The sequence below is a fragment of the Neobacillus phoenicis genome (assembly GCF_047302305.1).
Taxonomy (GTDB): Bacteria; Bacillota; Bacilli; order Bacillales; family Cytobacillaceae; genus Neobacillus.
Genome location: NZ_CP154847.1, coordinates 1,106,574 through 1,120,524 on the forward strand (window position 1 = coordinate 1,106,574; position 13,951 = coordinate 1,120,524).

Genomic DNA, 13,951 nt, shown 5'->3' on the forward strand with positions numbered 1-13,951 from the left:
AGACAACTATATAACTTTCAGAGAAGAGGTTTTTCATAATGAGTGGTTTCCGTACTATTTTGCTAAAAAATGCAGTGGTTTGCGCAGAAGATCAGGAGATTGACAAAGGGTCGCTTCTCATTAAAGACGGAAAAATAGAAGCAATAGGGTCTACAGTAGAAGGAAATTTGGATGAGAATGTTCAAGAACTTATTCTTCCTGAATCCTATAAAATTATACCTGGCTTTGTTGACGTGCATATCCATGGAGCAAATGGAGCTGACACGATGGATTGTACCGATGAAGCGCTAGAAAACATGGCTTCGTCGCTTCCACAAGAAGGGACAACCAGCTGTTTGGCTACTACCATTACTCAAAGTAAAGACTTATTAGAGAAGGCGTTACTTCAAACAGGCGAGTATATTTCCGATAAACAAAAGAGTGGACAGGCCGAAATCCTTGGAATTCATTTTGAAGGTCCGTTTATTAATCCGACAAAAGCGGGGGCTCAACCGCTTCAGCACATTATCCCTGCTGACCTAGAGTTATTCGATAAGTGGCTGAAACTATCAAAAGAAACCATTAAGCTCATCACGTTAGCACCTGAGATGCCACATGGAGGAGAGCTTGTTCAATTTTTAAAAGAAAAAGGAATCATTGCATCCATTGGTCATACTGATGCGACGTTCGAAGAAGTGGGCCAGGCGATTCAATCCGGTGCGTCCCATATTACCCATTTGTTTAATCAAATGCGCGGGCTGCATCACCGAGAACCAGGTGTGGTCGGAGCCGCTTATTTACGAAAGGAATTAATGGTGGAAATCATCGCGGATGGGATTCATGTGTCCCCAGAGATGGTAAAGGTATCATATGAGCTCATCACTTCGGAGCGAATGATTCTGATTACAGATGCGATGAGAGCTCAGTTCCTTTCTGACGGGGAATATGACTTAGGCGGTCAGAGGGTGTTTGTGAAAAAGGGAAAAGCACTCTTAGAGGACGGGACACTGGCAGGAAGTGTGTTAACCATGGCGCAAGCATTTAAAAATATTCTTTCCTTTACGGGTTGTTCCGTGAGAGACGCGGTTCAAATGAGCTCGTATAATCCTGCCAAACAAATGGGTGTGTTGGACCAGAAAGGCAGCTTGAAGGTTGGCAAGGATGCCGATGTGGTTGTTTTAGATGAAAACAACGAGGTCGTTATGACTTTTTGTAAAGGACAGCTGGCATACAAGAGAGGGGACGAGTAAGTATGAAGATTATTGAAGTAGAAAATTATGACCAAATGAGCCGGACGGCGGCAAACTATATCATCGAAAAGGTGAAGCAGAATCCTGCGGTTACCCTTGGATTGGCAACGGGAGGGACCCCGAAAGGAACCTATGAACAGCTGATCAAGGACCATGGCGAAAACGGGACCTCCTATGAGAAGGTGACTACGTTTAATTTGGATGAATACATTGGTTTCTCCGGGGAGCATCCAAGCAGCTACCGTTACTATATGGATGAACAATTATTTCATCACATCAATGTTCCGAAAACCCAGACTCACATTCCAAAAGGCGATGCTGATGATATGGAACAGGAATGTGCGCGTTATGAAAAATTAATCGATGACCATGGCGGAATTGACCTCCAAATTCTCGGGATTGGCAGCAATGGCCACATTGGCTTTAATGAGCCTGGGACAAAGTTTGGTGCTAAGACACATATTGTGACGCTCGATGAATCAACGAGGGAGGCGAATTCACGATACTTTAAGTCATTGGATGAGGTGCCCAGGTTTGCGATTTCGATGGGAATTGCTTCGATTATGAAAAGTCGGGAGATTCTTCTGTTGGTTTCGGGTGAATCGAAAAAAGAAGCGATGAAGCAGCTTCTTTGTGGGGAAGTCACAGAAAACTTTCCAGCTTCCATTTTACAATTACATCCAAACGTCACGATTATTGCTGATCAACAAGCGTTGACTGAGGCGAAGGATTTCTGCTGAAGGGAGGATGAATGGGATGATTGATAAAACCTCTCCGATCCCGATTTATTATCAATTAGAGCAACAGATCAAGACCATGATTGAAAACAAGGAATGGATGCCGGGCGATTTGCTGCCATCTGAAAGGGAGTTCTCTGAGAAGTATCAAATTAGTCGAATGACGGTCCGTCAGGCGATTAATAATCTGGTGCAAATGGGGTTACTGGACCGAAAGCAGGGAAGAGGGACCTTTGTATCGGGTCTGAAGATTGAGAAGCGTGGGTTAACGAGCTTTTCGGAGGATATGCTGGAAAGAGGGATGACGCCAAGCAGTGAGCTGTTGGATTTCAAGGTTATTCCGGCCACAGCGGCGATAGCTCAGGATTTGCAAATCAAGGAAGCGGATCCTGTGTATGAAATCAAGCGGGTTCGTTTGGCGGATGATGTCCCGATGGCCCTCGAGACCAACTATATTTCTGCTGATTTAGTTCCTGGGATAACAGAGGAGCTGTTGAGTCAATCAATCTATCAATTGATTCAAGAGAAATTGAACTTATCGATCACGCATGCCAGCCAATCGATTGAGGCTACGGTTGTGGATAGCATCGAGGCGGAGTATCTTCAAATCCCAAAAGGGGGACCTACTCTGTTCATCCAGCGAATCGCCATGCTGGAAAACAACGTCCCGCTAGAATCCGTCAAATCCCTCTACCGCGCGGACCGCTATAAATTTATGATTGACCTGAAGAGATAGCGGGAAAAACCCAAGGTGGGGACAGTCCCCCAGCGCTTTAACGCGCCGGGGGACTGTCCCTTAAAGTTTTTTGAAAATTCCTATTGTAAAACGCTTTCATTTACTCTATACTAACACTAAACCGATTTAGTAAACCGATTTAGTAAATCGGTTTAGCAATGTTAGAAGTTCTGGAGAAGATTCTATGAAAAAAACGACAATTGCTGATGTAGCTCAGCATGCAAAGGTTTCTAAGAGTACAGTTTCCCAATATTTAAATAAAAGATACGACTATATGGCAGAAAATACAAAACAGCGAATAGAAGATGCCATCAAGGAATTGGATTATCGACCAAATATCGTGGCAAGAAGCTTAAAGCAAAAGTCCACTATGACAATTGGGGTGATCGTTGCCAACATCCTGCATAATTTTTCAACTCAGGTGATACGGTCCATCGAAGATATGTGCCACCTTTATGATTTCCACCTAATTGTCTGTAATGCGGACGATGATCCAGAAAAAGAAAAGAGATACATTGACATGCTTAGGGCTAAACAGGTAGATGGTATTATTCTTTTTCCTACAGGTGATAACGTAGAGCTCTATGAAGAAATGGTAGATGAAAAATATCCAGTGATCTTTGTCGACCGTATTGTACCGGACGTATCGATTCCATCTGTCATGCTAGATAACGAAAATGCCGCTGGTCTTGCAGTTCAGCACTTTATTGAAAAAGGCTATGAGCGAATCGGGATTATTACGAATGTCATTCGCAATGTGTCACCGAGGATGGAGCGGATTACCGGCTATAAAAAGGCTTTACAAAGTAATGGAATTCCGATTAATGAACAGTACATTAAGAAACTAGAAATCAATAAAATCCAAGCGGGATTGGAAGAAATGCTTTCTCTCGAAGAGCCCATTCAAGCCGTTTTGGCAGGGAATGACCTTACTCTTATGGAGATCTTAAAGTACGTAAAAAAACAAGGCCTCCGCATTCCTGCTGACCTTGCCATCATCGGCATTGATGATGTTTCGTTTGCTAGCTTTTATGAACCAGCCTTAACGATCGTTGAGCAGCCATCCTTTGAGATAGGGAAGAAGGCCGCAGAGCTCTTGCTTAGTAAAATTCAGAAAAAAGACGTAGAGGATGAACAAGCCAATTATCGTTTAAAACCGAGACTTATTGTAAGAAATTCTTGTTAAAAAGGATGTTAGTCATATGAATGATATCATTACCATTGGAGATGCAATGATTACGTTTAATCCCGTCTCAACGGGACCTATGAGATATGTTCCTTCTTTTGAAAGGAAAGTCGGGGGAGCTGAACTGAATGTTGCCATCGGCTGTGCCCGTCTAGGTTTAAAAACTGGGTGGATCAGCCGGTTAGGCAATGATGAGTTTGGCAGGTATATCTATAATTTTGTCCGCGGAGAAGGTATCGATGTCTCTCAAGTTGAGCTAGTTGATGGGTATCCCACTTCATTGAATTTCAAAGAGATTATGGAGGATGGCAGTGGTCGTACCTTCTATTATCGGACCAACTCTCCGACAACTGCTTTAACCGTGGATACACTGGATGAAGCTTATTTTAAGAACGCGAAGGTCTTTCATATCACCGGTATATTCCCTGCAGTTGATCAAGCGAAGAATATTGAACTAGTAAAATATGCAATTTCACTGGCGAAAAAGCACGGGGTGTTAATCTCATTCGATCCGAATATCCGATTAAAGCTTTGGAGTAGGGAAGAGGCGAAAGCCGCCTTACGAGAATTCCTCCCACATGTGGATATTTTATTAACCGGCGTGGAAGAAGCGGAACTGCTATTCGGGGTAAGTGATCCCTTAGAAATCATCGAAAAAAGCAAGCATTACGGTATTTCCTATGTAGCCATTAAACAAGGAGAGAAAGGTTCCATCGGCTATCACAATGGCCAGTATATAGAGGCTCCACCGGTAAAAGCAAAGAAGGTTGTGGACACGGTTGGTGCGGGTGATGGATTTGATTGCGGCTTTATTTATGGGGTCTTAAATCAATGGTCATTGGTGAAAACGCTTCATTTTGCCAATACCATTGGCTCAATGGTTGTCAGTGTTTCTGGCGATAACGAGGGACTTCCTTACTTAGATGAAGTGTTAATCCATTTAGGAGAAAAGGAATTCATAGAAAGATAGGGTGAGAGAATGAATCTTCAACTGGCCCTTGACCGCTTAACGCGGGATGAGTGCTTTCAGCTTTTACAAGAAACAGAAGCTTTTGTGGATTGGATAGAGATAGGGACCGGAGTAATCAAGGAATACGGTATGGCCATTATTCGGGAGGTTAAAAAGGCTTATCCGGATAAAGTGGTTGTAGCTGATATGAAAACCTGTGACGCTGGGATGCATGAAGCGATTCAAGCCTTTGAGGCAGGTGCAGATATTACGACCGTAATGGCCTTTTCAGCTGATAAAACGATCTTGGATACGCTTGAAGTGGCGAAAACCTATAATAAGCGGATTATGATTGATTTATTGGGAGTAACCGATCGTAATCGACTGGTTGAATTGCAGCAGCTAGGAGTGGACCTGGTGAGTCTCCACTTTGGCAAGGATATGCAGAAAGAAGGGGAACTGGGTGCTGAGCAATTAGCCTTAACACATGGCTTTGACCAGTTTAATGTGGCAGTTGCAGGTGGAATTAACATAGATTCCCTCCCTTCAGTATTACAAATTAATCCTGATACCATTATCGTTGGTAGTGCAATAACGAAGGATGATATTCCAGCAGAAGCTGCTGCTGTCATGAAAGGACTGTTACCACGATGAAATCAATCATTAATACGGTTGCGAATGAAATTTCCACGGTCCTTGCCTATGTGAGCGAGGAGGAAGCGCTTCATTTATCCGAGCTCCTTCGAAGTGCAAAGCGAATCTTTGTTTATGGAGAAGGCCGCTCGGGTCTAATGGGAAAAGCGTTTGCGATGCGGCTAATGCACGGCGGATTTCCTGTTTATGTGATTGGTGAAACGGTCACACCAAGTATCGAAGCAGATGATTTATTAGTAGCCATCTCTGGGTCAGGGTCAACAGGAGCTATCCTACAATATGCATCAAAATCAAAAGAGCTTGGTACGAAAGTGTTCCTTGTTACGACAAATAGAGATTCTAAGATTGCTTCAATCTGTGACGGGATTCTTGTGATTCCCGCTGCAACCAAATACCGGAGACCAAGTGAACCACAGACGATCCAGCCCCTTGGAAATCAATTTGATCAATCAGTTCATCTCGTTCTAGACGCGATTATCATTGGAACTTTACAAACAGAGGATCAAGATTCTACCTATGGTGAAATGACTAAGCGGCATACGAACCTTGAATAGGAGACTTTTTACAAAAGGGGATGGGTTAGAAATGAGTGTAATCGATTTTATTAAAGAACATCCGATTGTCGCGGTCATCCGCGAAGCTACGATTGAAAATATTGTTCCAATTGTAAACGCTTTATCTAATGGGGGAGTAAAAGTAGTCGAAATTACTGCAGAAACGCCAAAAGTCATGACCATGATAGAAAAGGTGGTTGATGAGTTTGGGGATGAGGTTTTAGTTGGGGCAGGAACGGTGTTAGATCCCGAAACGGCTAGAGCGGCCATCCTTGCAGGAAGCAGGTTTATTGTTTCGCCATCTCTCAATACAGAGACCATCAAAATGACAAAGCGTTATGGAGTAACCAGCATACCAGGTGCCTTAACACCAACAGAGATTTTAACAGCTTATGAGCACGGTGCCGATATGATTAAAGTTTTTCCAGCCAATGCCTTTGGTCCAGGCTATGTAAAAAATATTCATGGGCCCTTCCCGCATATTCCATTAATGGTTACGGGAGGAATAAATCAAGGGAATGTCCTTGAGTACATGGGCAGCGGTGCTTTAGCAGTGGGAGTGGGAAGCAACTTAGTTAATCCTAAGCTTTTAAAAAGTGATGAGGATTATCACGCCTTAACTAGCAAAGCACGTGCATACACAGAGGTTGTTAGCAAAAATAATATACTTATAAAAAAGTAGGGGGAGCTAGTAAAATGAAAAAATTATTCTCAATATCCTTTGCATTACTTTTAGCTTTATCTGTTGTTTTAGCAGGCTGTAGCAGCAAGGAAACTGGATCAAAGAGTACTGGTGATGCAGAGGGCGGAGCGAAAAAGATAAAAATCGTGGCTGCTCATAACCAAACATCACCGGATAACCCATACCAGGTTGGTCTTTTGAAGTTTAAGGAAGTTGCTGAAAGCAAATCAAAAGGGAACATTGAAGTAGAAGTGCATGCAGGAACGATTGGAACGGAAGAAGCTGAATTAGTACAGAAGCTTAAATTAGGAGCAGCTGATGTAGTATTAGTATCTCCTGGATTCATGACACAAACTGGTATTAAAGAAATCGATTTGTTAGCGTTACCATACCTATTCGATAGCTATGAGCACTGGGAAAAGGTTGTCGATGGTGATGTGGGCGAAGAGATGGCTAAATTAGTCAATGAAAAATCTAATAATGATTTCAAAATCGTGGGCTACTGGTCTGCTGGTGTAAGACATTATTATGGTAAAAAGCCAATTAACAAGATGAGCGACTTAAAAGGTTTAACATTTAGAACACAAACTTCTGGTGTGGTAGCGGATTATTGGAAACAAACAGGTGCTATTCCAACTTCTATTGCATGGGGTGAGTTATACCAAGCATTACAGCAAAACGTTGTTGATTCATCTGAAAATTCCTATCCATATTTTGTTCAACAAAATCACCACAAGACGAAAAACGGTAAGTACATCACTGAAACTGGACATGATTACACAACTAGATTCTTATTAGTAAACGGCAAGAAGTTTGACTCTTATACGAAAGAACAGAAAGAAATTATTTTAGAAGCAGCAAAAGCTTCTGTTGAAGCAGAAAGAGCTTCTGTTATTGCTCAAGAAAGCGAATATAAAGAAAAAGCAATTTCTGAAGGAGCAGTTGTAAACGAGATCGATCGTGCACCATTTATTAAATTAGCAGAGCCATTACAAGACAAGGCTGCAAAGGAAATGGGCGTAGAAAAATTATTAAAAGAAATCAGAGACTTGAAGTAAATAGTTTGAATGGATATAGAGGCTGACTCAAAAGCTAGGCGATCAGACCCATTAAACAGAAATTGTGTCTAGTGGGGTCAGACCCCCTTATGAGCCAGCTTTTATCCTAAACAAGGGGGGAAACGATAAGCATGATCAAAATTCTTGAGAAAATTCAGCTTACCATAGGTGTTATAAGCTTATCGATCTTTTTTATCACCATTATCTTTCAAATTGCCACTAGGCATTTGGGGATTCCGGTTATTTGGACGGAGGAAGTGGCGAATTATTCATTCATTTGGTCTGTCTTTATGGGAGCAGCGGTGATGCTGAATCGAAGAGAACATTTTAGCTTTGACTTTTTATTGCAAAAACTTAAAGGAGTATCAAGATCAACGTTGTTAATCGTGATTGATACAATTGTATTCTTGTTTGCTGTCGCTCTTTTCTATTATGGAATTGAGGCTGTACAGAATTTTTGGACGTATAATTGGACCTCATTACCAGCGATGAAAATGGGATATGTTTGGATTTCTGTCCCGATTACAGGGGCAACCATGGCTATTTATTCACTTAATCATTTGATTGGTAGCTTCAAAGAAATAAAGAGAGGAGGGGCTAAGGCATGACGGCTATTATTTTAGTTGCACTGTTTTTAATCCTTATGTTCATCGGAGTTCCTATTGCTTTTGTAATCGGGATTGTTGCTTTGTTGGGAATCTTTACAGTCCCATATATTCCTGAAGTGACTGTACCGATGAAAATGCTCAATGGTATCAATTCCTTCGTCCTGCTTGCCGTGCCACTCTTTATTCTTGCGGCGAACCTAATGAACAGCGGGAAAATTTCACAAAAGCTGATTGACCTTTCGATGGCTATTGTGGGCCATATTAGAGGCGGTTTAGCCCATGCAAATATCCTTGTATCCATGATTTTTGCAGGGGTTTCTGGTGCGGCACAAGCGGATACTGCAGGTGTTGGTAAAATCTTAATCCCTAATATGAAGAAACAAGGGTATGACACGGAAACAGCGGTTGGAGTAACGGCAGCGTCTTCAACTATAGGTGTTATTATTCCACCGAGTATTCCAATGATCATTTTTGCTGGCTTAACCAATGCATCCATTGGCGCATTGTTCTTAGGCGGGATCATCCCAGGTATTTTAATCGGGTTGGGAATGATGGCTTTCGTTTATTTCCGAGCACTCAAAAAAGGCTATCCGAAATCAGAACGAGCGAAAATGAAGGAATTCTTAAAGTTGGTGTATGAAACGATTCCAGCTTTAATTACGCCAATTATTATCATTGGCGGTATTATTACAGGATTTTTTACTGCGACAGAAGCAGCAGCAGTCGCTTCTCTTTATACATTACTCATCAGTATGTTTTTCTATAAAACAATTAAACTTTCTGATTTGCCTAAGATTTTAACTGATACGCTTGCACTAAGCTCACTTTCCTTATTTGCTCTAGCAGCAGCTAGTGCGCTGGGGGAGTTATTGAGTTACTATCAATTATCCACAATGGCTCAAGACTTCTTTGTCAATCATGTTGGGGCTAAGTGGGTATTTATTTTAATTCTTATCGCTTTCTTCTTGTTTATTGGAACGTTTATGGATGCTATCCCGGCTATGATTCTCTTCGTTCCAGTTATTTTGCCTACGGCTACACATTTTGGAATGACACCTGTTCATTTAGGTCTTATTGTCGTCATTACTTTAGCCATTGGGCTCGTTACGCCGCCTTACGGATTATGTTTATTGTTGGCCGGAAAGATTGGGGAGTTGAGTATTGAAAAGTCGCTCTCAGCAGTTATTCCATATATAGCCATTATTCTTGTCGTACTTATTTTTGTGGCCTTTTTCCCAAGCATTGCATTCTTTGTGCCAAAGCTCATCAATCCAGGATTATTTTTGTAAGGCGTAGTTGTTTAAATGGCGGAAAATTAGGAGGACATCATGGTAAAACGAGAAATTTTAAGCAGCGACGGTTCGTTAATGTTAGTAAAAGTTCATTTAGCTGAAGGGTTTGTCGGGGATGTGGACCAGCATCCTGAGGAACAAATCAGCTATATTGAAAAAGGAAAAGTAGAATTTGAAGTAAATGGGGAAAAGAGAATCTTGGCTGAAGGTGATAAACAATATATCCCATCGAATGTTGTGCACCAGGTCAAGGTATTAGAGGAATGTGTGATTTTAGACATTTTTACCCCTATTCGGAAGGACCTTGTGGATCAGACATAAAACTGGAGAGGCATAGACTGCCTCTCCTTACTTGTTTTTATGGATGACTTTAATCTCTTCAGCGGTTTCGGCTCCGATGATAACGGTGTCTGTCATATCGATAAATAGGCCGGTTTCCACAACACCCACTAATAGTTTGAGTTGATTATGTAGTTCAGCAGGGTTCGCAATGGTTTGAAAGTGACAATCCAAAATATAGTTGCCATTATCAGAGACGAAAATGTCTCCGTCTTTTTTTCGTATTTCCGGCGTGGCACCAAGCTCCGCGATTCTTTGAGCGGTCGCTTCCCAGCCAAAGGGCACCACTTCTATGGGAAGAGGGAACTTTCCTAATGTTTGGACCATTTTTGATTCGTCGGCGATGATGATGAGCTGTTTTGCACGGGCATCTACGATTTTTTCCCGTACAAGAGATCCGCCCCCGCCCTTGGTTAAATGAAAATCGGGATCGATTTCATCTGCCCCATCAATCGCTATATCGAGGCTTTGCACTTGGGAGAAATCGGTTAATGGTACCTTGAAATCACGGGCCCAGCCTTCGGTCCGTCTTGAGGAAGGAATCCCTTTAATTTGAAGCCCTTGCTCCACTAATTCACCCAGTCTTTTTAATAGCCAGTACACGGTTGAACCGGAACCTAAGCCAATCGTCATCCCATCCTGAATAAACTCAGCTGCCTTCTCAGCAGCGGCTTTCTTTCTTAAGTCATTTGAACTTAACATAGGGCTCACCTCTTTTTATTTAATCATACCATATTTTGGGGACAGTCCCCCAGCGCTTTAACGCGCCGGGGGACTGTCCCCTTTTATTAACATAAACCCGCTTGATTTTGGTAAAATTAACATAATGAAAGGGGTAATGTATAGATGGAATTATCGGTTAAGTGGAATGAGAAGATGGCTTTTTCGGGGACGACTCCCTCTGGACATGAGATTAAGATGGATGCCGCTCCAGAAGTGGGTGGAGAGAATACAGGCGCAAGGCCGACGGAATTGCTTTTGAATGCAGTCGCAGGTTGTACAGGAATTGATATTATCTCGATTTTGCATAAAATGCGTCTTGAGCCTTCGTCTTTTCATATGGATGTAAAGGGTGAACGGGCGGATGACCATCCTAAAAAGTTTACCACGATTACCATTCATTATGCTTTAGAAGGAGATTTGCCGGAGGAAAAGGTAGTACGGGCCATCCAGCTGTCAAAGGACAAATATTGCTCGGTCTCCCATTCCTTAAGTGCAGAAATAAGCGCCAGCTATTCGATTAATGGGGTGAAGGGTCAACAATCGATTTAATAGTGTGAAGCGGGTTCTACGAGCCGCATAAGGAAAATACTCAAAAGAAAAAGGTCGCGTACGACGATGCACGAACGCGACCCAGCCTTACCCACCTATCTATTTCTCCATCAACCATTTGGTCACAATCTTTGATTCCTCATCCCCAAGTAAATTCCCAGGCATCTTAGGGGTACCCTCACTGATGATCTTCAGGACTTCCTCTTCTGAATGCTTCCCCTTCATATTGACTACAGGCGGACCAACAGCGCCCTGTAATTGGTCACCGTGGCAGGCTGAACAATTTTCCTTGTAAATCGTTTCGCCATCCTTGGCAGAACTCGAACTACCAGAAGAACAGCCGGATAATAATAAAAGCGTGAGTGCTACAACAGCCCAAAGTCGATTCACGATGTCTCCTCCAAACAAATACTGATTTCCTATCTCCATCTTAATGGAGGTTGGACCGGGATAACCTTCCCATTTATGAACAAAGACAAAACTTTTTGGAGGGACAGTCCCCCAGCGCTTTAGCGCAACGGGGGACTGTCCCTCCAAAATGAAGAAACGGAGCGCACTCATATGAGGAAAATTTTAGTCGTGGATGACGATAAACATATACTTGATTTAGTTAGCATTCATGTAACCCAGTCGGGATATCAGGTGCTTAAGGCGGAGAATGGCATCCAAGCCCTTAGAATTTTAGAAAACGAACTTCCAGACTTGGCCATCGTGGATGTGATGATGCCGGGGTTGAACGGCTATGAACTGACGAAAAAAATAAGAGATGAACACGACATCCCTGTACTATTACTGACAGCCAAAGGGGAACTAGAAGATAAGGAAAAGGGGTTCCTGGCTGGGTCAGACGATTATATCGTCAAACCCTTCGAACCCAAGGAACTGCTGTACCGCATCGCCGCCATCCTCCGGCGATATGATAAACCGACAGATACCATGCTACAAGTGGGATCCATCATGATCAATCGGAAGCGATTCGAAGTCACCGCAGGCGCAAGCACCTTACTCCTCCCACTGAAGGAATTCGAATTGCTCTCCTTACTTGCCTCAAAGCCCAACCAAGTCTTTGAACGGGCCACCATAATGGAGAAAATTTGGGGCTATGACTATAAGGGAGACGAACAAACACTTACCACCCATATCAAGCGAATCCGCGAGCGCCTCGCGAAAATCTCAAAAGACGTTGAAATCAGCACCGTCCGTGGAGTGGGCTATAAACTAGAGGTACATCACTCATGAAATCGTTATATGGAAAATTTGCACTTACAACCATTCTGATCATGCTGTTCAGCACCATCTGCGGGTTTTTACTCACAAACACCTATTACCAAAGCGTGATGAAAGAGCGGAATGATAAGAAAAATGTGGAAATCGCCGAAGCCATTGCCGCTCATATTGAGGCAGCCCCGAAGCTCCCTTTATCCGATTACCTTTCGACGGTGGGGAAAATCGGCTACCAGCTTTATGTCGTCGATGAATCCGGCAAGGGCCACTTTTACGGCGGAAAGTATCGCGTACAAGATTTACAAGCATCCTCTGTGAAAAAGGTACTAGACGGGTACATCTATCATGGGATGCGCGAATTTCCTCGTCAGACATTTGTGACTGGTTTTTTTGCCAACGAATTGTCGAACACAATCGGCGTTCCGTTTACCTTTGAAAACAAGCGCTATGCACTATTTGTCAGACCGGATATCAAGCTGTTATTTAGTGAGGTTCATACCCTTTTAGGCGGCCTCATCCTAGGAACCGCATTTTTAAGCCTATTGCTAATGTTGGTAGTGGCCAAGCTATTGATTGTTCCTATCACACAGTTAACGGAGGCAACCAAACGGATTGCCCATGAAAACTATGATACCCAGCTGAACATTGACCGTCGTGATGAAATCGGTCAGCTGGCAGCGAGTTTTAATACGATGGTCGGACAGCTTCAGGAGAATGATCAGATTCGTAAGGAGTTTATCAGCAATGTGTCCCATGATTTTCAATCGCCACTGCTGAATATTCAAGGCTATGCCGGCTTATTAAAATCAACCGATTTATCGGAAGAGGACCGTGAAAATTATGCTGAAATCATCCAGTCAGAAACCAAACGGTTATCGAAGCTCACCCGTCAGCTGTTACTATTAACCACACTTGATCAATCGACAAGAATGGTGAAGTACCAAGAATTTGAGTTAGATGAGCAGTTAAAAGGCTGTGTGACCAAATATCGCTGGTGGTTGGAGGAAAAGCAAATTAACTTACTGATGGATATGGAACCGACGACGTATAAGGGCGATGCCGCGTTATTAGAAAATGTTTGGGATAATCTTTTGACTAATGCCATTAAATATAACCTTCCGGAAGGCGAAATCCACATTCGGCTGGAAGCAAAAGAAATGGGACTAGAAGTGACTGTGAGCGACACAGGTATAGGTCTAACGGATGCTGAGAAAGCACAGCTTTTCGAACGTTTTTACCGGGCTGACAAATCGCGATCAGAGGAGGGAACCGGTCTCGGATTATCGATTGTGAAACAAATTATCGAGCTCCATAAAGGAGAAATCCACGTCACCAGTGCACCGAACGAAGGCACCATTTTTACCATCAAGCTTCCCTATTTGTAACGTAAAGTTCATATAGAGTTCATGTTAACCAATTACTATAGTCACC

At 42.8% G+C, this 13,951-nt stretch carries 17 protein-coding genes; 15 read left to right on the forward strand and 2 right to left on the reverse strand.

Annotation, left to right across the window (positions count from 1 at the left end; translation table 11 throughout):
- Window positions 1-38 precede the first annotated feature (38 nt).
- From nagA to AA0X95_RS05905, 12 genes are all read left to right on the forward strand, one after another.
- Window positions 39-1,229, forward strand: a complete 1,191-nt coding sequence (gene nagA / locus AA0X95_RS05850; RefSeq protein ID WP_413306488.1) for an N-acetylglucosamine-6-phosphate deacetylase — start codon at window positions 39-41, stop codon at window positions 1,227-1,229.
- Between the two features lie 2 nt (window positions 1,230-1,231).
- Window positions 1,232-1,969 (forward strand): glucosamine-6-phosphate deaminase, encoded by a 738-nt coding sequence (nagB, locus tag AA0X95_RS05855; RefSeq protein WP_413306491.1) that lies wholly within the window; start codon window positions 1,232-1,234, stop codon window positions 1,967-1,969.
- Between the two features lie 16 nt (window positions 1,970-1,985).
- The gene (locus tag AA0X95_RS05860) at window positions 1,986-2,702 is read left to right on the forward strand and encodes a GntR family transcriptional regulator (RefSeq protein ID WP_413306493.1); all 717 of its coding nucleotides are present in this window, start codon (window positions 1,986-1,988) and stop codon (window positions 2,700-2,702) included.
- Window positions 2,703-2,886: 184 nt separating this feature from the next.
- Complete coding sequence (locus AA0X95_RS05865; protein ID WP_413306496.1) at window positions 2,887-3,888, forward strand: LacI family DNA-binding transcriptional regulator; 1,002 nt, start codon at window positions 2,887-2,889, stop codon at window positions 3,886-3,888.
- 16 nt (window positions 3,889-3,904) lie between these two features.
- Window positions 3,905-4,858 (forward strand): sugar kinase, encoded by a 954-nt coding sequence (locus tag AA0X95_RS05870; protein ID WP_413306499.1) that lies wholly within the window; start codon window positions 3,905-3,907, stop codon window positions 4,856-4,858.
- Window positions 4,859-4,867: 9 nt separating this feature from the next.
- The gene (hxlA, locus tag AA0X95_RS05875; protein WP_413306502.1) at window positions 4,868-5,491 is read left to right on the forward strand and encodes a 3-hexulose-6-phosphate synthase; all 624 of its coding nucleotides are present in this window, start codon (window positions 4,868-4,870) and stop codon (window positions 5,489-5,491) included.
- On the forward strand, window positions 5,488-6,045 hold the full coding sequence (gene hxlB / locus AA0X95_RS05880; RefSeq protein WP_413306504.1) for a 6-phospho-3-hexuloisomerase: 558 nt from the start codon (window positions 5,488-5,490) through the stop codon (window positions 6,043-6,045). The genes hxlA and hxlB overlap by 4 nt, the downstream gene beginning before the upstream one ends.
- A 31-nt stretch (window positions 6,046-6,076) precedes the next feature.
- Window positions 6,077-6,727 (forward strand): bifunctional 4-hydroxy-2-oxoglutarate aldolase/2-dehydro-3-deoxy-phosphogluconate aldolase, encoded by a 651-nt coding sequence (locus tag AA0X95_RS05885; RefSeq protein WP_413306507.1) that lies wholly within the window; start codon window positions 6,077-6,079, stop codon window positions 6,725-6,727.
- Window positions 6,728-6,741: 14 nt separating this feature from the next.
- On the forward strand, window positions 6,742-7,785 hold the full coding sequence (locus tag AA0X95_RS05890) for a TRAP transporter substrate-binding protein (protein ID WP_413306510.1): 1,044 nt from the start codon (window positions 6,742-6,744) through the stop codon (window positions 7,783-7,785).
- A gap of 131 nt (window positions 7,786-7,916) precedes the next feature.
- On the forward strand, window positions 7,917-8,393 hold the full coding sequence (locus AA0X95_RS05895) for a TRAP transporter small permease (RefSeq protein ID WP_413306513.1): 477 nt from the start codon (window positions 7,917-7,919) through the stop codon (window positions 8,391-8,393).
- Entirely contained in the window at window positions 8,390-9,682 is a 1,293-nt protein-coding gene (locus AA0X95_RS05900) for a TRAP transporter large permease (protein ID WP_413306516.1), read from the forward strand. Before AA0X95_RS05895 ends, AA0X95_RS05900 begins: the two co-directional genes overlap by 4 nt.
- Window positions 9,683-9,721: 39 nt before the next feature.
- Window positions 9,722-10,006 carry a cupin domain-containing protein gene (locus AA0X95_RS05905; RefSeq protein ID WP_413306519.1) on the forward strand — a complete coding sequence of 95 codons (285 nt, stop codon included), beginning with the start codon at window positions 9,722-9,724 and terminating at the stop codon, window positions 10,004-10,006.
- Between the two features lie 27 nt (window positions 10,007-10,033).
- Here the strand turns inward: AA0X95_RS05905 and rpiA are convergent, their stop codons facing one another.
- Window positions 10,034-10,726 carry a ribose-5-phosphate isomerase RpiA gene (rpiA, locus tag AA0X95_RS05910; protein ID WP_413306522.1) on the reverse strand — a complete coding sequence of 231 codons (693 nt, stop codon included), beginning with the start codon at window positions 10,724-10,726 and terminating at the stop codon, window positions 10,034-10,036.
- A 144-nt stretch (window positions 10,727-10,870) separates the two neighbouring features.
- Here rpiA and AA0X95_RS05915 point away from each other — a divergent pair, with 144 nt between their 5' ends.
- The gene (locus AA0X95_RS05915) at window positions 10,871-11,296 is read left to right on the forward strand and encodes an OsmC family protein (RefSeq protein WP_413306525.1); all 426 of its coding nucleotides are present in this window, start codon (window positions 10,871-10,873) and stop codon (window positions 11,294-11,296) included.
- A gap of 99 nt (window positions 11,297-11,395) precedes the next feature.
- Here the strand turns inward: AA0X95_RS05915 and AA0X95_RS05920 are convergent, their stop codons facing one another.
- The gene (locus AA0X95_RS05920; protein ID WP_413306528.1) at window positions 11,396-11,686 is read right to left on the reverse strand and encodes a c-type cytochrome; all 291 of its coding nucleotides are present in this window, start codon (window positions 11,684-11,686) and stop codon (window positions 11,396-11,398) included.
- A 171-nt stretch (window positions 11,687-11,857) separates the two neighbouring features.
- Between AA0X95_RS05920 and AA0X95_RS05925 the strand changes: the two genes are divergently transcribed.
- Complete coding sequence (locus AA0X95_RS05925; RefSeq protein WP_413306530.1) at window positions 11,858-12,535, forward strand: response regulator transcription factor; 678 nt, start codon at window positions 11,858-11,860, stop codon at window positions 12,533-12,535.
- Window positions 12,532-13,905, forward strand: coding sequence for a sensor histidine kinase (locus tag AA0X95_RS05930; protein WP_413306533.1), 1,374 nt, complete (start codon window positions 12,532-12,534; stop codon window positions 13,903-13,905). The genes AA0X95_RS05925 and AA0X95_RS05930 overlap by 4 nt, the downstream gene beginning before the upstream one ends.
- The last annotated feature ends 46 nt before the right edge of the window (window positions 13,906-13,951 follow it).

Excerpts from the sequence above, each read along its gene's own strand:
- AA0X95_RS05865 (WP_413306496.1), top strand. The coding sequence starts at position 2,887 with ATGAAAAAAACGACAATTGCTGATGTAGCTCAGCATGCAAAGGTTTCT.
- AA0X95_RS05915 (WP_413306525.1), top strand. The coding sequence starts at position 10,871 with ATGGAATTATCGGTTAAGTGGAATGAGAAGATGGCTTTTTCGGGGACG.
- hxlB (WP_413306504.1), top strand. The coding sequence starts at position 5,488 with ATGAAATCAATCATTAATACGGTTGCGAATGAAATTTCCACGGTCCTT.
- AA0X95_RS05885 (WP_413306507.1), top strand. The coding sequence starts at position 6,077 with ATGAGTGTAATCGATTTTATTAAAGAACATCCGATTGTCGCGGTCATC.
- AA0X95_RS05930 (WP_413306533.1), top strand. The coding sequence starts at position 12,532 with ATGAAATCGTTATATGGAAAATTTGCACTTACAACCATTCTGATCATG.
- nagB (WP_413306491.1), top strand. The coding sequence starts at position 1,232 with ATGAAGATTATTGAAGTAGAAAATTATGACCAAATGAGCCGGACGGCG.
- AA0X95_RS05900 (WP_413306516.1), top strand. The coding sequence starts at position 8,390 with ATGACGGCTATTATTTTAGTTGCACTGTTTTTAATCCTTATGTTCATC.
- AA0X95_RS05925 (WP_413306530.1), top strand. The coding sequence starts at position 11,858 with ATGAGGAAAATTTTAGTCGTGGATGACGATAAACATATACTTGATTTA.
- AA0X95_RS05860 (WP_413306493.1), top strand. The coding sequence starts at position 1,986 with ATGATTGATAAAACCTCTCCGATCCCGATTTATTATCAATTAGAGCAA.
- rpiA (WP_413306522.1), bottom strand. The coding sequence starts at position 10,726 with ATGTTAAGTTCAAATGACTTAAGAAAGAAAGCCGCTGCTGAGAAGGCA.
- nagA (WP_413306488.1), top strand. The coding sequence starts at position 39 with ATGAGTGGTTTCCGTACTATTTTGCTAAAAAATGCAGTGGTTTGCGCA.
- AA0X95_RS05895 (WP_413306513.1), top strand. The coding sequence starts at position 7,917 with ATGATCAAAATTCTTGAGAAAATTCAGCTTACCATAGGTGTTATAAGC.
- AA0X95_RS05890 (WP_413306510.1), top strand. The coding sequence starts at position 6,742 with ATGAAAAAATTATTCTCAATATCCTTTGCATTACTTTTAGCTTTATCT.
- hxlA (WP_413306502.1), top strand. The coding sequence starts at position 4,868 with ATGAATCTTCAACTGGCCCTTGACCGCTTAACGCGGGATGAGTGCTTT.
- AA0X95_RS05905 (WP_413306519.1), top strand. The coding sequence starts at position 9,722 with ATGGTAAAACGAGAAATTTTAAGCAGCGACGGTTCGTTAATGTTAGTA.
- AA0X95_RS05870 (WP_413306499.1), top strand. The coding sequence starts at position 3,905 with ATGAATGATATCATTACCATTGGAGATGCAATGATTACGTTTAATCCC.